A 20272-nucleotide genomic window follows, 5' to 3' on the forward strand; every position below is an offset into this window, starting at 1 on the left:
GGGAGTATACTGTGGATTGCCGAATCTTTGTGGAAAAAAAACCGGGCTTTGACCTCGAGGCCAAGCGTCTCGCGGCCCAGCTCCGGGAGAGCCTCAACCTCAACAAACTGACGGACTTGCGGATCTTAAACATCTATGACGTCTTCGGGATCGGCGAAGCCGAAATGGCGGCCGCCTGCAAGGGGATTTTCGGGGAGATCGTGACCGATAACATCCTGCGGGATCCCGCCATCGGGGGAAATAAAGCCTTCGCGGTGGAATTCATCCCGGGGCAGTTTGACCAGCGGGCCGATTCCGCCATGCAGTGCCTGAACCTGCTTTCGGAGAAAAATCAGGGCGTCACGGTCACCAGCGGAAAATTAATTGTCCTCGGCGGGGATATTTCCGATCGGGATCTCGAACGCGTGAAACGCTGGTACATCAATCCCATAGAGAGCCGGGAAAAGGATCTGACGACCCTTGCCATCGCCGAAGGGGAAAGCGCCCCGCCGGTTGCGACGGTTAAGGGCTTTGTCGCGATGGAACCCGCGGCCCTCAAGGTCATGCGGGAAGATTGGGCCCTTGCCATGAGCGAAGAGGACCTGGCCTTTGTGCAAAAATACTTTCAAAACGAAGAAAAACGAGACCCTACGGAGACGGAAATCCGGGTTCTCGATACCTATTGGTCCGATCATTGCCGGCATACGACATTTTTGACGGAGATCGAAAATATCGTCTTTCCGGCGGGAAAATTCGGCGAAACCATGCAAGCCTGCTGGGACCGCTATTTACAGAGCAGAAAGGCCGTATACGGAGACAGGGAAGCCGAAAAGGCCGTCTGTCTCATGGATTTGGCGACCCTTCCGGCAAAGGAAATGCGCAAGGCAGGACTTTTGCCGGATCTGGAACTTTCCGACGAGATCAACGCCTGTTCGGTCTATGTGGACGTGGACGTCGACGGCAAAATCGAGCCCTGGCTTTTGATGTTCAAGAACGAGACCCACAATCACCCCACGGAGATCGAGCCCTACGGCGGCGCGTCCACCTGTCTCGGCGGCGCGATCCGGGATCCGCTCTCCGGGAGGGCCTATGTCTATCAGGCCATACGGGTCACGGGCTCGGGCAATCCTCTCGAAAAACTGGAAGACACCCTTCCCGGCAAACTCCCCCAGCGCAAGATCACCACGGGGGCGGCTGCCGGATATTCCGCTTACGGGAACCAAATCGGCCTCACGACCTGCCATGTGACGGAAATCTATCACGAGGGCTACAAGGCCAAGCGTATGGAAGTGGGGGCTGTGGTAGGCGCCGCGCCGGCGGCCTGGGTCAGACGGGAAAAACCCGTCCCCGGCGACGTCGTGATTCTCCTGGGCGGGAAGACCGGCCGGGACGGCTGCGGCGGCGCGACGGGCTCATCCAAGGAGCACACGGGCGATTCGCTGGCCCTTTGCGGCGCGGAAGTCCAGAAGGGGAACGCCCCCGAGGAAAGAAAGATCCAACGGCTCTTCCGAAATCCCGACGTAACCAAACTCATCAAAAAATGCAATGATTTCGGGGCGGGCGGCGTATCCGTCGCCATCGGGGAGCTGGCCGAAGGCCTGGATATTACCCTCGACGTCGTCCCCGTCAAATACAGCGGCCTCTCGGGCACGGAGCTCGCCATTTCCGAGTCCCAGGAGCGCATGGCCGTTCTCGTATCCAGGGAGGACGTCGAAGCCTTTGTCCGGCAAGCGGACGCGGAAAACCTTGAGGCGACCCCGGTCGCCGTCGTAACGGAGACCCCGCGACTCCGGATGAACCACAAGGGGCGGGTCATCGTCGATATCGCCCGGGCCTTTCTCGATACCAACGGCGTGCGGCAAAAGACCGATGTCAGGATCGAAGCCCCGGCTTCTTCGGGAGAGGAGATCTTCCATCCCGCGGGACGCCCCGGGGAATCCCTCCCGGAGCGCTGGTACACTATGCTGCAGGACCTCAACGTCGCCTCGCAAAAAGGACTCATGGACATCTTCGACAGTACGATCGGCGCAAGCTCCGTATTTATGCCGTTCGGCGGCAAATATCAGCTGACGCCCACGGACCTCAGCATACAGAAACTGCCGGTACTCGCCGGAGACACCCATACGGCCAGCGCCATCGCCTGGGGCTACAACCCGGAGATCAGCTCCTGGTCGCCAAGTCACGGGGCCGCCTGGGCCGTCGTCGAAAGTCTGGCGAAATTGGCCGCCGCCGGTTGCGATACCCGTAAAGTACGACTTTCTTTTCAGGAATATTTCCGGAAAATGGGGACGGACCCCCTCAATTGGGGAAAGCCCGTAGCGGCCCTCCTGGGGGCCATCGAAGCCCAAAAGGCTTTGGGGGTTCCCGCCATCGGCGGGAAGGACTCCATGAGCGGGACCTTCAACGATCTCCATGTGCCGCCGACGCTGATTTCCTTCGCGGTCACGACCTGCGACGCGCGCAAGGTCATCTCCCCGGAATTTAAAGGGGCGGGACACAAAGTTTACCTGATTCAGCATATACCAAAAGAGGACAAAACGCCCGATTATAGCACAGTAAAAGAGAATTTCCGCTTCCTCTATGAGCAGATCGGACAGGGGAAGATCCTTTCGGCCATGGCCGTCAAATCCGGCGGCGTCGCGGAAGCCCTGTCCAAGATGGCCTTCGGCAACCGGACCGGCGTCCGGATCACCGACGCCGACCTTGATTTCTTCGGACGAAACTATGGATCCGTCGTCGTGGAAGCGGCGGAAGCCCTCCCGGGAGACCGGGCGCGGCTGATCGGGGAGACCGTCGGCGAATATGAAATTCTCGTCGGAAACGAGCGGATTTCCCTCGGGCGGGGCGAAGAACTCTGGCTCGCGAAACTGCATCCGGTCTTTCCCTATAAGACGGAAGAAAAAGCCGATGTCCGCCCGGTCGTTCTCTATCCACGAAAAGAGATTTTCCTCTGCAAACACAAAGTCGCGAAGCCCCATGTCTTGATCGGGGCCTTTCCGGGGACGAACAGCGAGTACGACTCGGCCAGGAAATTTGGCCGCTACGGCGGGGAATCGGAAATTTTCGTTTTCCGGAACCTGACCCAGCGGCATATCGACGAATCCATCGAAGGCTTCGTCAAGGCCCTGGCCAATTCCCAAATCTTTATGGTCCCCGGGGGATTCTCGGCCGGGGATGAGCCCGACGGCTCGGGAAAATTCATCGCGACGGTCCTGACCAACGAAAAAGTGGCCGTCGCCATCCGGGATCTCCTGAAACGGGACGGGCTGATTTTAGGCATTTGTAACGGTTTCCAGGCCCTGATCAAATCGGGCCTCCTCCCCTACGGAGACATCGGCGGCATTACGCCCGCCTCGCCCACGGTGACCTTCAACAAAATCGGCCGCCACGTATGCCAGATGGTACGTATCAAGGTCGTTTCGGCCAATTCGCCCTGGCTTCAGGGAATCGAGCCCGGCGCGACGTTCACGGTCCCCATTTCCCACGGAGAGGGCAGATTTTACGCGAGTCCCGAAGTCATCGAGGAACTCATGAAAAAAGGTCAGATCGCCACGTGCTATGTGGACCTTTCTGGAAACGTCACGACGGAATACCGCTACAACCCCAACGGTTCGGAGCAGGGCATCGAGGGGATCCTGTCCCCCGACGGCCGCGTCTACGGCAAAATGGGCCACAACGAGCGCTGGGAAGAGAACGTCTTTAAAAACATCGAAGGCAATAAAGATTTCAACATTTTCCAAAACGGTATCCGTTATTTCTTGTAGGGGTCTTCGGACCGCCGCTGGGAGGTATTTATGACCAATGTCGCCATCCTGTTCGGAAGCAAATCCGACACGGACAAAATGAAGGGAGCCGCCCAATGTCTCAGGGAATTCGGCGTCCCGTACAAAGCCTTTATCCTTTCGGCCCACCGGGTCCCGGAAAAACTGGAAGAGACGCTCAAAAGCCTCGAAAGTGAGGGCTGTGAGGTCATCATCGCGGGCGCGGGTTTGGCCGCCCATTTGCCGGGAGTCATCGCCTCAAAGACGCTGTTGCCGGTAATCGGCGTGCCGCTAAACGCCGCCCTTGAAGGTCTCGACGCGCTCTTTTCCATCGTGCAGATGCCCAAATCCATCCCGGTGGCCACGGTGGGCGTCAACAACGCCTACAACGCCGGTATGCTGGCCGTGGAGATCCTGGCGCTCAAATATCCCGAAATCAAGACGAAACTGCTGGACTACCGGAAGGAAATGAAAGAAAAATTCATCAAAGAGAACGAAAGCACGGACTTGTAAACGAACCCTTTGGTTTAAGGAGAGAATATCATGGAACCCGTAAAAAAAGACTTTATCTATGAAGGCAAAGCAAAACAGGTATACAACACCACCGACGAGAATTCCGTCGTCATCCACTACAAAGACGACGCGACGGCGGGAAACGGCGCGAAGAAGGGCACGATCAAGGACAAGGGCGTCATGAACAACACGATTACGGCCATTCTCTTTGAAATGCTTGAAAAACACGGCGTCAAGACCCATTTCATCAAAAAATTGAACGAAAGGGATCAATTGTGCCAGAAAGTGAAAATCTTTCCGCTGGAGGTCATTGTCCGCAACATCATCGCGGGTTCCATGGCCAAGCGCGTCGGCATCGAGGAAGGGACGATCCCGCCCAACATCATCTTTGAGATCTGCTACAAAAATGACGCTCTGGGCGATCCCCTGATCAACGATCATCACGCGGTGGCGCTGGGATTGGCGACCTATGAGGAGCTGGACTTCATCTACAAGACGACGGCCCAGATCAACGAGCTTCTGAAGGTGGCCTTTGACAAAAGCGGCATCGTCCTCGTGGATTTCAAGATCGAGTTCGGCAAAAACGCCAAAGGGGAAATTCTCCTGGCCGACGAGATCACGCCCGATACCTGCCGGCTCTGGGACAAGAAGACCGGCAAAAAACTCGACAAGGACAGATTCCGCCGGGATTTGGGCGGCATAGAGGAAGCGTACATCGAAGTATTGCACAGACTGGGGGCTGAATAAATGAAAGACAAGATGGAAGAAGCCTGCGGCGTCTTCGGCGTCTACGCCACGGGACGCAAAGAAGTGGGCAAACTGACCTATTACGCGCTGTACGCCCTGCAGCACAGGGGGCAGGAAAGCGCGGGCATCACCGTATCCAACGACGGCGAACTCATGACCTATAAAGGGATGGGTCTCGCGGCGGACGTCTTTACGACCGAAAGCCTCGATCACCTGACCGGGACCGCGGCCATCGGCCATGTGCGCTATTCCACCATGGGCGAAAGCCGCATCGAGAACGCCCAGCCCCTGGAGAGCCGCCTGAAATTGGGACAGGTGGCCGTCGCCCACAACGGGAACCTCACGAACAGCAAAATTATCCGGGAACTCCTTGAAGACGGCGGCGCGACCTTTTATACGACCATAGACTCCGAAGTCATCATCAAACTCATCGCGAGAAAGGCCAACGCGGGCTTTGAAGAGGCCATCAAAAGCGCGGTCAGCGCCATCAAAGGGGCCTTTGCCCTCGTCGTTCTGGCCGACAACAAACTGATCGGCGTCCGGGACCCCTACGGGATCCGTCCCCTGATGATCGGAAAAAACAAGCAGGGGGATTATTTCCTCGCCTCGGAATCCTGCGCCATCGACGCCATCGGCGGCGAGCTGATCCGGGACGTGGGCGCGGGGGAAATGGTCATCATCGACGAAAGCGGCCTTCGTTCCATCATCTATTCGGAAATTCACAAGAGCAATCCCTGCTCCTTTGAATATATTTATTTCGCGCGGCCCGACAGCGTCATCGACGGCATCAACGTCTACGAGACCCGCTATGAGGCCGGAAAACGCCTGGCGCGGCAAATGAAGATCGAAGCCGACATCGTGATCGGCGTTCCCGATTCCGGCGTCCCCGCGGCCATCGGCTACGCCCATGAGAGCGGGATTCCCTATGGAATGGGGCTCATCAAGAACAAATATATCGGCCGGACATTTATCGCGCCGAGCCAGGAACTGCGGGAACAGGCCGTAGCCGTAAAATTGAACCCGCTGAAGGTTATGCTGGACGGCAAAAGGGTCGTCGTCATCGACGACAGCCTTGTCCGGGGCACGACAAGCAAAAAACTCATTGAAATCATCCGGGGCGCGGGCGCAAGGGAAGTGCATTTCCGTCTGGCCTCGCCGCCTGTACGTTTTTCCTGCTTCTACGGCATCGACACGGCCCGCCGGGACGAACTCATGGCCAGCAAGCACGACATCGAGGAAATTCGCAGGGAAATCAACGCCGACACGCTGGATTATCTGACGATCGACAATATGCTGGAATCCATCGGCCCCGCCGCCGAATACTGCACGGCCTGCTTCTGCGGCGAGTATCCCATTTGCTCGCCCAACGAAGGCTGAAAGAACAGGAGGGAAGGATGGCGCTCAGTTATAAGGACGCGGGAGTCAACAAAGAAGAAGGCTACCGCGCCGTGGAACTCATGAAAAAAGCGGTGGCCAAAACGCAAAACGCCAGTGTCCTCAACGGACTTGGGAGTTTTGCGGCCCTGTACGAATTGAAGGGCTACCGGCAGCCGGTCCTCGTTTCGGGGACAGACGGCGTAGGGACAAAGCTTGTCCTGGCCTTTCAATTGAAGACCTACACGACGGTCGGGATCGACGCCGTGGCCATGTGCGTCAACGACGTGCTCTGCCACGGGGCAAAACCGATCTTTTTCCTTGATTATCTCGCCTGCGGCAAATTGGAGGCCGAGCGGGCCGCCGAGCTCGTCTCGGGTATCGCCGAAGGCTGTTATCAGGCGGGCGCGGCCCTTGTGGGCGGAGAAACCGCCGAGATGCCGGGCTTTTACAAGGAAGGCGACTACGATATCGGCGGTTTTTGCGTCGGCGTCGTCGAAAAAGATCAGATCATCAACGGATCGGCCGTACGGGAAGGCGACGTCCTCGTGGGCCTCGCCTCTTCTGGGGCGCACAGCAACGGTTTTTCCCTGATCCGGCGCGTCGTCTCCGACTGGTCGGCGCCTTTCGGGGAAAGCACCGTGGGGGAAACACTCCTCACGCCCACGAAGATCTATGTGAAGCCGGTGCTGACTCTTTTGGAGAAATACGCCGTCGGCGGTCTCGCCCATATCACGGGGGGCGGCCTCCCCGAAAACCTGCCCCGGACCATTCCCGGGGGGCTTCGGCCCGTCGTGGAAAAAAAGCGGATCCCGACGCCGGAAATTTTCCGCTGGCTGCAAAAAACCGGCGACATCCCGGAAGCGGAGATGTACGGAACCTTCAACATGGGCGTGGGTTTTGTGCTAACGGTCCGGCCCCAAGACGCCGCGGGCGTCATTGCCGATCTTGCCGCGGCGGGAGAACAAGCTTTTGTCATCGGTCATGTCGAAAAAGGTGAGGGCGGACTATGTTTCGTTTAGCGGTTCTCGTCTCGGGCGGAGGCACAAACCTCCAGTCCGTCATCGACCATGTGGAAGCGGGGGAACTGCCCTGCGAGATCGTCGCGGTCATCGCCGACCGTCCCTGTTACGGCCTCGTCCGGGCGGAAAACCACGGAATCAAAGGGATTCTTCTCGACCGGAAGCTGTACAAAAGAGGCTTCTTCACGGAAGCTGAGCGGATCTTTACGGAAGAGAAAGTGGACCTCGTGGTATTGGCGGGCTTTCTCTCGATCCTGACGCCTGAGTTTACGGAAAAATGGAAGAATAAAATCATCAATATTCACCCTTCGCTACTGCCGAAATTCGGCGGCAAAGGCATGTACGGCCTCAAAGTGCACGAGGCGGTCCTGGCCGCGGGGGAAAGCGAATCGGGCTGTACGGTCCACTATGTGGACGGCGGCATCGACAGCGGGGAAGCGATCCTGCGGGCGAAGGTCCCCGTCCTGCCCGGAGACACGCCGGAGATTCTGCAACAGCGGATCCTCGTCGAGGAACACAAGCTCCTGCCGGCGGCCATCAAAAAAATCATTACGGAGGAAAAATCATGAAACGCGCATTGATATCGGTATTTGACAAGACAGGTATATGGGAATTCGCGAAATTTCTCGTCTCCCGGGATACGGAGCTTGTCTCCACCGGCGGGACTTACAAATATCTGAAGGAAGCGGGCGTCCCTGTGACCGAGGTGGCGGAGATCACCAAAGCGCCGGAAATGTTGGACGGCAGGGTAAAGACGCTGCATCCCGTGATCCACGGCGGCATCCTCGCGATCCGCTCGAACCCCGCGCACATGAAGACCATTGAAGAACGGGGCATCGCCCCCATTGACTACGTGATCGTCAATCTTTATCCATTTTTCGACAAGGTTCAGGAAAATCTGGAATTTGACGAAAAAGTGGAGTTTATCGATATCGGCGGGCCCACCATGCTTCGCTCCGCCGCCAAGTCCTTCCGGGACGTCGTCGTGATCTCCGATACGGCCGATTACGCCCCCGTGATGGAAGAACTCCAGGGAGGCGACGTCTCCTTCGAGACGCGAAAGCGCCTCGCCGGCAAGGTCTTCAACCTGACCTCCGCCTATGACGCGGCCATTGCCAATTTCCTCCTGGACGGCGAAAAATACCCCAAATACTTGAGTCTCTCCTACAAAAAGGCCTTTGACCTGCGTTACGGAGAAAACGCCCATCAGAGCGCCGCCTACTATGTGTCGACGACGGATCCGGGCGCCATGAAGGACTTCGATATCTTGAACGGCAAGGAACTGTCCTTCAACAATATGCGGGATATGGATATCGCCTGGAAAGTGGCCTGCGAATTTGAGGAACCGGCCGCCTGCGGGCTCAAGCACTCGACGCCCTGCGGCGTCGCCGTGGGAAAAGACGGCTACGAGGCCTATATGAAGGCCTACAATTGCGATCCCACGTCGATTTTCGGCGGGATCGTAGCGGTCAACCGCAAGGTGGACAAGGCCACGGCGGAGGAAATGAACAAGATCTTTCTCGAGATTGTGATCGCTCCCGATTTTGACGCCGACGCCCTCGAAATCCTGCGGAAAAAGAAAAACCTGCGGGTGATCAAAGGTCACAGCGCCCCCGCGGACAGAATCAACCTCGTCAAGGTGGACGGCGGGATCCTCGTGCAAGACGAGGACATGGTCTTTGCCGGCGAATACAAAGTCGTGACGAAAAAGGCGCCGACCGCCGAAGAACTGGAAAATCTGACCTTCGGCATGAAGGTCGTCAAATACGCCAAGTCCAACGCCATCGTGGCCGTCAAGGACAAAATGGCCATCGGCATCGGAAACGGCGAGACAAACCGGATCTGGGCCACGGAACAGGCTCTGGCCCGGGCAAAATACCGGGCCGATGTGTTGGCTTCCGACGCTTTCTTCCCCTTCCGGGACGTTGTGGACGCCGCGGCTGCAGCGGGGATCAAGGCCATCATCCAGCCGGGAGGCTCCATGCGGGATCAGGAATCCATCGACGCCTGCGACGAGCACGGCATCGCGATGATCTTTACGGGGATCAGGCATTTCAAGCACTGACCTCTCGGCCGGCTTTGCCGATATCAGGAATATACATTTCAGCGCAAAAATGAGGTAGACCTATGATAAAAATTTTGGTAATCGGCAGCGGCGGCAGGGAACACGCCCTCTGCCGGAAATTTCTGGAAAACCCGGCCGTGGAGAAAATATACGTCGCGCCCGGAAACGGCGGCACAAAGCTGACCCCCCGCTGTGAAAACGTCTCCGTCTCGGGAATCGACGCCCTGGCGGAATTCGCCAAGGCGGAAGCCGTAGATCTGACCATGGTGGGGAGCGAAGAGCTCCTGGTGGCGGGGATTGTTGACAAGTTCCGGGAAAAGGGCCTCGCGATCTTCGGACCCGACAGAAAAGCGGCCCTTTTGGAAGGATCCAAGGCTTGGGCCAAGACCTTCATGGAAAAATACGGCGTCAAGACCGCGAAGTACAGAGTCTTCACCGATCCGGCCGAAGCCAAGGCCTGGGCCGGGACCTGCGCCCATCCTCTGGTCGTCAAGGCCAGCGGCCTGGCCGCCGGAAAAGGCGTTCTGATCTGTCCGTCCTTGGCGGACTCAATTGCCGCAATAGACGAAATTATGGTTAATCGCGCATTCCAAGAAGCGGGGGATGAAGTCGTCATTGAGGAATACCTCGAGGGCGTCGAAGCCTCCATTTTATCGCTTACGGACTCCCGCGTCATCCTGCCTTTCGTTTCCGCCAAAGACCACAAAAAGGTCGGCGAAGGCGATACGGGGCTAAATACCGGCGGCATGGGGACCATTGCCCCAAACCCTTACGTGACCGAAGAAGTCTTCGCGCAATTCGAGCGGGATATTCTCGAGCCCACCTTGAGGGGGATAAAAGCCGAAGGCATGCGCTTTGCCGGCGTGATTTTCTTCGGCCTCATGATAAACGCCCGGGGCGTCTGGCTCCTCGAATACAATATGCGCATGGGCGATCCCGAGACCCAGGTGGTCCTGCCCCTTTTGGAAAATGATCTGACGGAACTCCTGCAAGAGGCCCTGGCGGGCGACCTTGATAAAACGGAATTGCGCTGGAAGCCCGAACACGCCTGTTGCGTGGTCCTGGCGTCCCGGGGATATCCCGGGAGCTACGGGAAAGGCTATGAAATAAGCGGTCTCGACGCGGTCCAAAATGACTGGCTGGCGGCGGGGGTCGCCGAAAAGGACGGAAAGCTCATGACATCAGGCGGACGGGTCCTCAATCTTGTCGCCACCGGGAAGACCCTTGAAGAAGCCCGGCAAAAGGCCTACGCCGATGTGGAGCGGGTTGATTTTCAGGGAAAATATTACCGGAGAGACATCGGAATCGTGAAAAAATAAAAAAAACATTGCAAATTTCCCCGATTGCCTTTATAATTTAGAGTGTTAAATCCGTAGATAAAGTTGAGGGGAGGAAAAGACCATGAGCAATCTGCGAAGTGAGGAAAACGACAAATTATTCACGGCGTTTTTGAAACTGAAGAATCTTGACGAATGTTATGCGTTTTTTGAGGATATCTGCACGGTCAAGGAAATCGACGCCATGGCGACGCGTCTTGAGGCGGCAAAGCTCCTGTCGCGGGGCTTCACCTACGAAGAGATCCTGAAGACCATCGACATTTCCTCGGCGACGCTCTCCCGGGTCAGCCGCTGCCTCAAATACGGTCCCGGCGGTTACAGGCTGATTATCGACCGGGTTACGCGGGGACGGCCCCGCAAAGAGCCGGAGACGATGAAACCCAAAGGCAGGACGGCCGCGAAAAAAGCAGCCGCCCAAGCGAAGAAATAAAATCAGGGGCGGATTTCCGCCCCTGTCGCAAATCAAGACCGATTTGCCGGGGAGAGGGCCATGGACGAAAGCATGGAGCAGATCATCCTCGAATTCCTCTATACGGCGGAACTCGTGGAAAACAAAAAACTGAATACGGTGAGGTCCATGCGAAAGGATCTGGCCCAGTTCAACCGCTATCTCAGGGAAAAAGAAAAAATCGCGGACATCCGGGCGATCAATTCCGTGACCTTGCGGGGTTTCGTCCTCGACCTGCAGGCAAACCAGGTGACGCGCCGTTCCATAAACCGCAAACTTTCGACGCTCAGGGGCTTTTTCAAATACGCGGTCAAGAATAAACTGCTGGAACAAAATCCCATGGAGGCCATTTCCTCATTTGATTTTGAGGCCGAAGAGCCCGATATTCTGACGCTGGAAGAGATCAACGGCCTGCGGGACGCCATCGAGGAATCCAACGTCCACGGGATCAGGGACCGGCTGATCGTGGAGCTTCTGTATTCCAGCGGCATTACGTCCACGGAGATGCTGCTGACTTCGGAAAATATGTTTTCCCCGGAAAAACGGGAGCTTCGGGTCTACAACGGGAAGACGGACCGGACGGTCTTCTTCAGCGAGCGGGCAAAGCAATATTATCTTCGTTATATCGAGGCCAAACAGGCCCATTTTAAGGAAAAATACAACAGAAGTATCGTATTTGTCAACGGCTCGGGGACAAGGCTCAGCGACCGTTCCCTGCGCCGGCTCATTGACCGCTACGCGGTAAAGGCGGGATTTACGCGGGAAATCAGTCCCTACAGCTTCCGCCATACCTTCGCGGTCGTGATGCTGTCCCACGGCATGCGCCTGACGTGGCTCAAGGCCCTCATGGGCCATGTGACGATCGAAAGTACGCTGCCCTATGAGCAGTTAGTCATCAGAAAGGGGTTGAAAGCATGAAAACAAACGAAAGAGAGCAATTTATCGCCACGACCATCGTGGCCATCAAAAAAGACGGCAAAGTGGCCCTGGCCGGAGACGGGCAGGTGACCTTCGGGGAAGTGGTGTTCAAAGGTAACGCCCGGAAGATCCGGAAAATCGAAAACTACAATATCCTCGCGGGCTTCGCGGGCACGGCGGCCGACGCCTTCGCCCTCATCGACAAATTTGAAAACAAACTTGACGAGCACGGCGGCAACCTGAAAAAGGCCGCGGTGGAATTGGCCAAGGAATGGCGGACCGACAAGGCCCTGCGGGTTCTGGAAGCCATGCTGATCGTGGCCGACGCCACGACGATCCTTATCGTCTCGGGAAACGGCGACGTCATCGAGCCCGACGGCGACGTGGCGGCCATCGGATCCGGCGGCAATTACGCCTTCGCGGCGGGCCGCGCCCTCATGAAGCACACGAACATGACCGCGGAGAAAATCGCCCTCGAGGCCATGGCCGTGGCTTCGGAAATGTGTATCTACACCAACGCCAATATCATCTGCGAGGTGCTGTAAATGAGCGCCCGCTTATGTTGCGCCGGTTGCGGCGTCCCCTTGCAGGACGTCGATCCCGGAATAGAGGGCTATGTCCCACCCGAAAAACTGGCGGAAGGCGGGCCCCTGTTCTGCCGCCGCTGCTTCAAAATCACCCATTACGGGGAATATCATCCTTTCGAAGTGACGCCGGAGCAATACCGGGAAGAAGTTGACGCCGCCCTGAAAAAAGCCGGCGTCGTACTGGCGATCTTTGATATCGCCGATTTTGAGGGGAGTTTCGCGCCGGAGATTCTGGACATTCTCCGGGAGCGGGACGCCATAGTCGTCATCAACAAAATCGATCTTTTGGCGCGGGAAAAGCATCCGTCCAAGCTCTCGGCCTGGGTCGGAAAACGCCTTGCCGAAGAGGGCGTCGTCCCCCTGGACATGGCCTTTACGAGCACAAAAACCGGCTACGGCGTAAGCGGGATCTATAAAAGACTCAAGACCCGTTTTCCCGACGGCGTCACCGCGGCTGTGCTGGGCGTGACCAATACCGGCAAATCCAGCATCATCAACCGGCTGACCGGACAAAAGCGCATTACGGTTTCGAAGTATCCGGGTACGACCAGAAAGGCAATCAAAACCGCAATTACCGATATCAAGGCGACAATTTTGGATACGCCGGGACTCATTGCCCGGGGGGGCTTTACGGACCTCCTCTGCGCCCAATGCGTCCAGCGGTTGATCCCGTCTTCGGGCCTGAAGGGCACGGAGTTCAAGGGGGCGGAAGACCGGATGATCCTGATCGAGCGTCTGCTGTGGCTGCGCCCCTTCCGCGTCGGGGAGATCAAACCGGCTTTTACGGTCTGGTGCGCCGATACGCTTCATGTCCATGAGACCGGCGCCAAAAAGGGACCGGAACTCTTTCTGGGGGATTTGCCCGGCTGCAGGGAATTGCTGCCGCTTCCCTGTGAGCATTGCGGCGCGGACTATAGGAAACGGAAATTTACCAAGCTGCGAAAAACAGTCAATCCGGGGGAAGACCTCGTGATCAAGGGCTTGGGCTGGATCGCGGTCCGGCGCGGGCCTGTGGCGCTTGAAGTCTGCCTGCCCGCCGATGTGGACGTCGTGATCCGGCAATCGTTGCTGTGAGGAGAGGAGGGATTTTATGACCGGACAAAGGGAACAGGGTTCACCGGTGATCCGCACGCTGCTCTACGGCGTGGCGGTCGCTCTTGTGCTGGCCATTATCGCGGTTCAGAGCTATCTCAACATCACGGACGTCAGGGAGCAGGAGCGGGCCGAACAGACGCTCCGGAGCCTCAGGGACATCCGGATTGCCCTCGAAAAATACTACCGCCAGACAGGAACCTATCCCGACCTCGCCAAAGAAGGCGCCGCCAGCGACCTGAAAATCCTCGATTTCGTCGACAATAACGGGCATTTGGTCTCTTTTGCGGAAATGTTCGGAAAACCGCAATTGCCGGAGACTCCGGGCAATAATAAAATCAAGGGGAGCAACGCCGTTCACAACGTGACGGATTTCAAAAACGCCTCCATGAGCGGCGGCTGGAACTACAATTATCCGGAAAAAACAGGGGAAATTCACGCCAATTTGCCCCATGACGTCTATTCGGAATCCATCGAATGGGAAGAATACTAGGAGGAACCATGTACGACATCATTGCCGCGGGCGGCGGACAGGCGGGCATATTCGCGGCCTATGAAGCCCTGACGCTCAAGCCCGGCGCGAAAATCCTCGTGCTCGACAAAGGAAAAATGCTGAATGCCCGGATCTGCCCCAAGGAAAAGACCGGCGTATGCGTCAATTGCCCGGTTTGCGCGATTATCCACGGCGTATCGGGGGCCGGGGCGTTTTCCGATTCCAAGTTCAATATGGATTACCGGGTCGGCGGCGACGTGCATACCGTGACCGGAAAGGCCCTTGTCAATGAGACGATAAACTACGCGGTAGGCATTTACCGCCGCTTTGGCTTTGCCGGGGAAGCGGTGGGCGTCCGCTACAACGACATCATGTATGAAATCAAACGCAAATGTATCGAGAATGGCGTGCAGCTGGTGGATACGCCGACGATGCACCTGGGGACCGACGGTTCCCGTCAACTCTACGCGAAAATGATCGACTTTCTCCTGGAAAACGGAGTGGAGTTCCGTACGGACTGCGAACTCACGGACCTGATCATCGAAGACCGCCATGTCCGGGGCGTTGTGGCGACCCGCGGCGGCGTGAGCGAAGCCTACCGGAGCGACAGAGTTCTCCTGGCTCTGGGCCGGAGCGGGGCCAAAAAGGTTATGGAGCTCTGCGGCAAATACGATATTCCCTACGAAACGGGGGCCGTGGACATCGGCGTCAGGGCCGAAATCCCCGATATCGTCATGAAGGAGATCAACGAGAACTTTTACGAAGCGAAAATGATCTATTACTCCCGCAATTACAAGGACAAGATGCGGACGTTCTGCAGCAACCCGGGCGGTTTCATCGCGGCGGAAAAATATGAAGACGACGTGATTCTCGCCAACGGGCACGCTTTTCGGGACAGAAAATCCGAAAATACCAATCTCGCGCTGCTGTGCACCAAGACATTCACGGAACCCTTCAAACAGCCCTTTGAGTACGCCACGGCCATTGCCCGCATGGCCTCCATGCTGACCGGAGGAAAGCTCCTGGTGCAATCTTACGCCGATCTCAAGAGCGGGCGGCGTTCTACCGACGAGAAACTGGCTCGCCTGAATATCGTTCCGACCACGACGGACTATGTGGCCGGGGACATCGCGCTCGCGTGCCCCAAGCGCATTCTCGACAACATCATCGAGTTTATCGAGGTGCACGACAAAATCACCCCGGGCTTTGCCTCGGGGGACTTGCTGCTCTATTTCCCCGAGATCAAGTTCCGCTCGACCCGGGTCGGCGTCAAGGCCCATATGGAAACCGGCGTCTCCGGTCTCTACGCGGCCGGAGACAGCTCGGGCTACGGGTCCGGACTCAATATCGCGGCCGTCATGGGGATCCTGGCCGCGCGGGCCATGACGGAAAACACCGGATTATGCCCGCGCAAAATATAAGGCGGGGAGAAATTTTCCGAAAAAAATTAAAAAAAATCTTTGCAGAATGATATTTTTGTGTTATAATATTCTACGTGAGTTTGAAGGTACAAAAAACGCATTTGCGTCATTAGCTCAGCTGGTAGAGCATCTGACTCTTAATCAGGTGGTCACAGGTTCGAATCCTGTATGACGCACCAAAGTGGTCGCTTAGCTCAGTTGGGAGAGCGTCTGCCTTACAAGCAGAGGGTCATAGGTTCGAGTCCTATAGCGACCACCACTCAGTATCTTACCGGTTGATTTGGATAGCAAAAAAATAATGGGGGTGTAGCTCAGTTTGGTGAGAGCGCTTGCCTGTCACGCAAGAGGTCGCGAGTTCGAGCCTCGTCACTCCCGCCATTAAACGCCGTTCTAGCTCATGCGGTAGAGCAACTGATTTGTAATCAGTAGGTGGTTGGTTCGAGTCCGACGAGCGGCACCAGAGCAATTAACCAAAAGCAAAGTTCGAAATATACGCCTGAGTGGTGAAATGGTATACACGCTAGTTTCAGGTACTAGTGCCGATTGCGGCATAAGAGTTCGAGTCTCTTCTCAGGCACCAAAATGATCATGAAAGCCCGGCGTTTCCGTCGGGATTTTTATTTTCCCCGCCCTTTTCCGAAAGATTTTTTGACAAAGCTTTCGGATCTGCATTATAATATAGGTAGGGCAGTTGGAGTGAAATACCGACTTTTGCACAAAACCGCGGCGTATAATCTTGCTTGACATATATTGTGAAACCCTGAAAATTGGAGGAAACATGGATTATCTGGAAAAAAAGCGAAAAGACGACCTCATCGTGAATCCGACGCCGAGATGCGCCTGTATACTGGTCCTCGACACATCGGGCTCCATGGCGGGAGACCCCATCGAGGAGTTGAACAACGGGCTCATGAACTTTCTGTCGGAGGTCCGGGAGGACGAATTGGCCCAATACTCGGTGGAATTGGGCATTGTCGCCGCAGGCGGCGGCGTGCGGGAGGCGCTTCCCCTGACGCCGATCCACTTGATCGAGGCCGTGAATTATTTTGAGGCCGGCGGCGATACGCCCCTGGGCGAAGCGGTGGAAACGGCCCTCAACATGCTTGAACGCCGGAAGACCGAATACAAACGCACAGGGGTTCCCTATTACCAGCCCTGGCTTGTGCTGATCAGCGACGGCGAGCCCAACGACAACTGGGAGGAGACCGCCGCCCGGGCCCGGAACATGTCGGCCGCCCGTAAGCTCGTTTCGCTCCCCGTCGGAGTCAGTTCGGCTGACCTTGACGTATTGTCCCGCTTTTCGAGCAGACCCGCCAAAAGATTGTCGGGACTCAAATTCCGGGAATTCTTTGAATGGCTCTCGGCCAGCATGGCCCGGGTGTCCAGCTCCGCCTCGACGACGGCCCAGATCAATCTGCCGCCCACGGACGGTTGGGACAGCATATGAGACCGACGCTCTCCCAGACCATCGCCCGGATGGTCAATCCCTTTTTCATCGGAAAGACCGCGAGAAAAGAACGGAAGCCCGCGGCTGCTTATCCCGCCGGATTCAAGCGCGTCACCGAGGTCTTTGACCGGCTCGGGCAGCCGAAGATCCTCGGAGACCCCATCGCGAAGCCGGGCGGGGAAGGCTGCGTCTATTTCCTGAAAGACAAGCCCGATATTCTCGTCAAGATTTACCATCCGCGCAAATTGGAAGGGCATAGGGCCGAATACCGGGAAAAAATCGAGGCCATGATCGGAATCAAGGACGAATTCCGGGATTTTCCGGTATGCTGGCCGCTGCTTTCCGTGTTTGACCAGGAAAAAAACTGGATTGGCTACGCCATGCAGCGAGGAATAGGCGCGCCCATGCGCTATCTGGCCCACGCGGTCGCTTACCGCAAGCATTTTCCCTATTTGGACAGGACGCTGCTTCTGGAATATCTCGTGAGCTTCGTCCGAAACATCCTTTTTTTGCAGGAAAAAGGAGTTTTTATCGGCGATTACAATATGCTGAATTTTCTCTGCGACACCCGAAGCGACAAGGTGACCATGATCGATTGCGACAGCTATCAGATCGAAATCGAAGGAAAACGCTACCCCTGCCCCGTGGGGAGTCCTGATCTGACCCCGGTTGAGCACCACGACAAGGATTTTAGGACGGTGGCGCACACGAAGCAGAGCGAGGCCTTTTCCCTGGCGATCATTATCTTTGAGTGCCTGATGCTGGGCAGGCATCCCTACGACGTCGTGGGCGGAGACGATCCCGTCACGAATCTGCGCAGGGCCAATTTTCCCTACAAGCGCGGCAATACAGGGGTCCCCAAAGGCCCGTGGCGGAACATCTGGACCCATATGCCGCTCAGGATCCGCAAACTGTTTATCGAGACGTTTACGGAAGGCGTCAATGATCCGGAAAAAAGAGTCTCCGCCGAGACCTGGCTCGCCGAGCTCAAGATCTACCACGCCGATATGCGGGCCGGAAAATACGACAAAAACATCAACCCGTTGAAAAAGCTTGTAAAAGTGACGCCGAAGGCGGAACCGAAAGGCATTGAAGAGGACGAAACGGAAAATTACGTGGATTGAGGGGGAACGATGTCAGGTATGGAAAAATTGCTGGCGCGGATCACGCGCCTTGAAAAAAGATTGGGCCTGAAGGCCGACGGCGGCCGAAAAAAAGCGGCAAAAGCGGAGGCGGACGGCGAAGAAAAGCGCCTGCGGCTCGCCGAAAAAAAGCTGGACGCGATCCTGAAGGCCCTCGCGACCACAAGCGGCCCGCGCAAAACCGCAAAACCTGCTCAAAACGCGCCGGATACAAACTGGAAGACCGTGGGGGAATCGGCGGTGGGCCTTGCTCACAGGCGCGGGGTTACGCCGGTCCCCTGTCAGGACGCTCACGCGGTCATCCACAAAAAGAGACTGATTATGGCCGTTTGCGACGGGGCCGGGAGCGCCGCTCTTTCAGAGATCGGCGCGAAAACGGTCAGCGCCGCCGCCGTGCGTTTTCTGAGTTCCCTGGAGCCTCTTGCGTCGGTTTTATTGGACCTCGGGGTAAAAACGCTTCCCGAAGCTCTGCTGGCGGAGACGCTCTACCGGCACGCCGTCGGACAGATCCGGGATCTGGCTGCGGAACTGAAACGCCCGGGGACCGATTTCAAGACAACGCTTCTTCTGTTTGCCACCGGAACTCGCTACGGTTTTTGGTTCCGGGTCGGGGACGGCGAGATCGTCGGCGAGAGAAAAGGCAGGCTTTTCCGGATCGGCGCGCCCGTCAAGGGGGAATATTCCAACGAGACGGTCTTTGTCGATGAAAAATATGATTTTTCCAAGGCGCGCTATGGCCTTATTCAGACGGAAGATCTGAGCGGTATTGCGCTCATGACGGACGGCGCGGCGGAACGCCTTGTTTCCTATGACGGCAAGCGGATCGCCGGGCGTCTTTCGACGTACTTTGCCGAATTAAAAAAAGACAGGCTCCCGAGGGAAGACCTGTACAAATTTTTTACGGATCTCGAAATTTGGACCGGCTCGACCCAGGACGACAAGACGCTCGTCTTGGGCGCGAGGGCGTGAGTTTTCCGGAGTTAAGCCTTCCGGTAGTAGATCACGGCCTGTTTTGACAGCATTTTCAGAAAAGGGGCCTTGACGAAGGCAAATTTCTGTTTTTTTTCAAGATAAAGCAGAAAGTCGTCAAAGGCTTTTTTATTTTCCGAAATATGGTTGTCGTAGATGTTGATCTTTTTTTTGGGGAAATTGATCTCCGCACGGACGTCGTTTCTGACGGAATCCCGGGCCATGGTCAGGATGCGGGTCATTTCCGCGATGGGTTCCTTCAGCTTCAGTTTATCGCCGAAATAGACGGCCAGGGTCTCGTTGTTGAGGACTTCGATGCGGACGTCCTTCTGGTAGGCGTTTCGCAGCGTCAGCAGACCCGTCAGAATCAGGGCGAAGGCGCAGACGAGGGGAATAAAGGGTTTCTCAAACTTGTCCTTGGCCATGATCATGATCGCGACGTATACGGACGTCGACAGCACAAAGCTCACGAGGAACCAGTGCGTCAGGGAGACCGTCATCATTTTCGGGAGAATGTAGGTTTTTTTTGTCATGGAGGTATCGTTTTCCTTTCGTTTTTCGTATTTTTGCTTCTTTTATAAGATAGCAGAAAACGGGGAAAAAGTAAATAGGGAATTTTCAGTTCTTTTCTTCCGCTTTTCTGTAGTGCATTCGTCTTTCCGCCAGGGCAAAATTCATAAAATACTGTTCCAGCCCGTTTGCCTCTTCTTCGGAAAAATTGTTCAGCAAAATCTCCAAAAAATTCTCCCTGGCGCGCAGAATTTCTTTGAGGCGCAGGGATTTTTTTCCTGTCCAGGCTTCGGCGGTCGCGTCAAACAGGTCGAGCGCTCGGATCATAGCCGCTTCCTCTCTCGCTTTGTCCCCCTTGCGTTTCGCGTTGAAGGCGCGTTCGACTTCAGAGCCGATATTCCCCATTTGGAAAAAAATGGATCTTTCGCGCCAGCGCTCACGGTCGAT

Annotated in this window: 19 protein-coding genes and 5 tRNA genes; 22 read left to right on the plus strand and 2 right to left on the minus strand. The window is 56.4% G+C overall.

What is annotated here, in order from left to right:
• Positions 1-11: 11 nt before the first annotated feature.
• From LBQ97_00475 to LBQ97_00580, 22 genes are all read left to right on the plus strand, one after another.
• Positions 12-3743: a phosphoribosylformylglycinamidine synthase gene (locus tag LBQ97_00475; protein MDR1831197.1), complete on the plus strand. Its 3732-nt coding sequence runs from the start codon at positions 12-14 to the stop codon at positions 3741-3743.
• Between the two features lie 30 nt (positions 3744-3773).
• Entirely contained in the window at positions 3774-4253 is a 480-nt protein-coding gene (gene purE, locus LBQ97_00480) for a 5-(carboxyamino)imidazole ribonucleotide mutase (GenBank protein ID MDR1831198.1), read from the plus strand.
• 30 nt (positions 4254-4283) lie between these two features.
• A complete protein-coding gene (locus LBQ97_00485) occupies positions 4284-5000 on the plus strand; it encodes a phosphoribosylaminoimidazolesuccinocarboxamide synthase (GenBank protein ID MDR1831199.1) in 717 nt (238 codons plus the stop codon).
• Positions 5001-6377 carry an amidophosphoribosyltransferase gene (gene purF / locus LBQ97_00490; GenBank protein ID MDR1831200.1) on the plus strand — a complete coding sequence of 459 codons (1377 nt, stop codon included), beginning with the start codon at positions 5001-5003 and terminating at the stop codon, positions 6375-6377. It abuts the gene before it with no gap.
• 17 nt (positions 6378-6394) lie between these two features.
• The gene (purM, locus tag LBQ97_00495) at positions 6395-7396 is read left to right on the plus strand and encodes a phosphoribosylformylglycinamidine cyclo-ligase (GenBank protein ID MDR1831201.1); all 1002 of its coding nucleotides are present in this window, start codon (positions 6395-6397) and stop codon (positions 7394-7396) included.
• Complete coding sequence (purN, locus tag LBQ97_00500) at positions 7384-7965, plus strand: phosphoribosylglycinamide formyltransferase (GenBank protein ID MDR1831202.1); 582 nt, start codon at positions 7384-7386, stop codon at positions 7963-7965. The genes purM and purN overlap by 13 nt, the downstream gene beginning before the upstream one ends.
• Positions 7959-9461 (plus strand): bifunctional phosphoribosylaminoimidazolecarboxamide formyltransferase/IMP cyclohydrolase, encoded by a 1503-nt coding sequence (purH, locus tag LBQ97_00505; GenBank protein ID MDR1831203.1) that lies wholly within the window; start codon positions 7959-7961, stop codon positions 9459-9461. The genes purN and purH overlap by 7 nt, the downstream gene beginning before the upstream one ends.
• Positions 9462-9526: 65 nt before the next feature.
• The gene (gene purD, locus LBQ97_00510) at positions 9527-10780 is read left to right on the plus strand and encodes a phosphoribosylamine--glycine ligase (protein MDR1831204.1); all 1254 of its coding nucleotides are present in this window, start codon (positions 9527-9529) and stop codon (positions 10778-10780) included.
• A gap of 82 nt (positions 10781-10862) precedes the next feature.
• On the plus strand, positions 10863-11228 hold the full coding sequence (locus LBQ97_00515) for a hypothetical protein (protein ID MDR1831205.1): 366 nt from the start codon (positions 10863-10865) through the stop codon (positions 11226-11228).
• A gap of 60 nt (positions 11229-11288) precedes the next feature.
• Positions 11289-12164 (plus strand): tyrosine-type recombinase/integrase, encoded by an 876-nt coding sequence (locus tag LBQ97_00520; protein ID MDR1831206.1) that lies wholly within the window; start codon positions 11289-11291, stop codon positions 12162-12164.
• Complete coding sequence (hslV, locus tag LBQ97_00525; GenBank protein MDR1831207.1) at positions 12161-12709, plus strand: ATP-dependent protease subunit HslV; 549 nt, start codon at positions 12161-12163, stop codon at positions 12707-12709. The genes LBQ97_00520 and hslV overlap by 4 nt, the downstream gene beginning before the upstream one ends.
• A complete protein-coding gene (locus tag LBQ97_00530) occupies positions 12710-13825 on the plus strand; it encodes a 50S ribosome-binding GTPase (GenBank protein ID MDR1831208.1) in 1116 nt (371 codons plus the stop codon).
• 16 nt (positions 13826-13841) lie between these two features.
• Positions 13842-14336: a hypothetical protein gene (locus tag LBQ97_00535; protein MDR1831209.1), complete on the plus strand. Its 495-nt coding sequence runs from the start codon at positions 13842-13844 to the stop codon at positions 14334-14336.
• Between the two features lie 8 nt (positions 14337-14344).
• A complete protein-coding gene (locus LBQ97_00540; protein ID MDR1831210.1) occupies positions 14345-15757 on the plus strand; it encodes an FAD-binding protein in 1413 nt (470 codons plus the stop codon).
• A 103-nt stretch (positions 15758-15860) separates the two neighbouring features.
• Positions 15861-15936: transfer RNA gene (locus tag LBQ97_00545), tRNA-Lys, on the plus strand.
• 4 nt (positions 15937-15940) lie between these two features.
• Positions 15941-16016 (plus strand) — tRNA-Val (locus LBQ97_00550).
• 41 nt (positions 16017-16057) lie between these two features.
• Positions 16058-16135, plus strand: a tRNA-Asp gene (locus LBQ97_00555).
• 6 nt (positions 16136-16141) lie between these two features.
• Positions 16142-16217, plus strand: a tRNA-Thr gene (locus LBQ97_00560).
• 34 nt (positions 16218-16251) lie between these two features.
• Positions 16252-16337, plus strand: a tRNA-Leu gene (locus tag LBQ97_00565).
• A gap of 198 nt (positions 16338-16535) precedes the next feature.
• Complete coding sequence (locus LBQ97_00570) at positions 16536-17204, plus strand: VWA domain-containing protein (GenBank protein MDR1831211.1); 669 nt, start codon at positions 16536-16538, stop codon at positions 17202-17204.
• A complete protein-coding gene (locus LBQ97_00575; protein ID MDR1831212.1) occupies positions 17201-18328 on the plus strand; it encodes a hypothetical protein in 1128 nt (375 codons plus the stop codon). Before LBQ97_00570 ends, LBQ97_00575 begins: the two co-directional genes overlap by 4 nt.
• A gap of 18 nt (positions 18329-18346) precedes the next feature.
• Positions 18347-19315: a protein phosphatase 2C domain-containing protein gene (locus LBQ97_00580; protein ID MDR1831213.1), complete on the plus strand. Its 969-nt coding sequence runs from the start codon at positions 18347-18349 to the stop codon at positions 19313-19315.
• A gap of 11 nt (positions 19316-19326) precedes the next feature.
• Here the strand turns inward: LBQ97_00580 and LBQ97_00585 are convergent, their stop codons facing one another.
• Together LBQ97_00585 and LBQ97_00590 are read right to left on the minus strand one after the other, a co-directional pair.
• A complete protein-coding gene (locus LBQ97_00585; protein MDR1831214.1) occupies positions 19327-19848 on the minus strand; it encodes a hypothetical protein in 522 nt (173 codons plus the stop codon).
• An 85-nt stretch (positions 19849-19933) separates the two neighbouring features.
• On the minus strand, positions 19934-20272 hold a 339-nt coding region (locus LBQ97_00590; GenBank protein MDR1831215.1), incomplete at its 5' end, for a hypothetical protein.

This window comes from Fusobacteriaceae bacterium (genome assembly GCA_031272775.1).
Classification (GTDB): domain Bacteria; phylum Fusobacteriota; class Fusobacteriia; order Fusobacteriales; family Fusobacteriaceae; genus JAISST01.

Excerpts from the sequence above, each read along its gene's own strand:
- purE (MDR1831198.1), top strand. The coding sequence starts at position 3,774 with ATGACCAATGTCGCCATCCTGTTCGGAAGCAAATCCGACACGGACAAA.
- LBQ97_00485 (MDR1831199.1), top strand. The coding sequence starts at position 4,284 with ATGGAACCCGTAAAAAAAGACTTTATCTATGAAGGCAAAGCAAAACAG.
- purF (MDR1831200.1), top strand. The coding sequence starts at position 5,001 with ATGAAAGACAAGATGGAAGAAGCCTGCGGCGTCTTCGGCGTCTACGCC.
- purM (MDR1831201.1), top strand. The coding sequence starts at position 6,395 with ATGGCGCTCAGTTATAAGGACGCGGGAGTCAACAAAGAAGAAGGCTAC.
- purN (MDR1831202.1), top strand. The coding sequence starts at position 7,384 with ATGTTTCGTTTAGCGGTTCTCGTCTCGGGCGGAGGCACAAACCTCCAG.
- LBQ97_00515 (MDR1831205.1), top strand. The coding sequence starts at position 10,863 with ATGAGCAATCTGCGAAGTGAGGAAAACGACAAATTATTCACGGCGTTT.
- LBQ97_00520 (MDR1831206.1), top strand. The coding sequence starts at position 11,289 with ATGGACGAAAGCATGGAGCAGATCATCCTCGAATTCCTCTATACGGCG.
- hslV (MDR1831207.1), top strand. The coding sequence starts at position 12,161 with ATGAAAACAAACGAAAGAGAGCAATTTATCGCCACGACCATCGTGGCC.
- LBQ97_00530 (MDR1831208.1), top strand. The coding sequence starts at position 12,710 with ATGAGCGCCCGCTTATGTTGCGCCGGTTGCGGCGTCCCCTTGCAGGAC.
- LBQ97_00535 (MDR1831209.1), top strand. The coding sequence starts at position 13,842 with ATGACCGGACAAAGGGAACAGGGTTCACCGGTGATCCGCACGCTGCTC.
- LBQ97_00540 (MDR1831210.1), top strand. The coding sequence starts at position 14,345 with ATGTACGACATCATTGCCGCGGGCGGCGGACAGGCGGGCATATTCGCG.
- LBQ97_00570 (MDR1831211.1), top strand. The coding sequence starts at position 16,536 with ATGGATTATCTGGAAAAAAAGCGAAAAGACGACCTCATCGTGAATCCG.
- LBQ97_00575 (MDR1831212.1), top strand. The coding sequence starts at position 17,201 with ATGAGACCGACGCTCTCCCAGACCATCGCCCGGATGGTCAATCCCTTT.
- LBQ97_00580 (MDR1831213.1), top strand. The coding sequence starts at position 18,347 with ATGGAAAAATTGCTGGCGCGGATCACGCGCCTTGAAAAAAGATTGGGC.
- LBQ97_00585 (MDR1831214.1), bottom strand. The coding sequence starts at position 19,848 with ATGACAAAAAAAACCTACATTCTCCCGAAAATGATGACGGTCTCCCTG.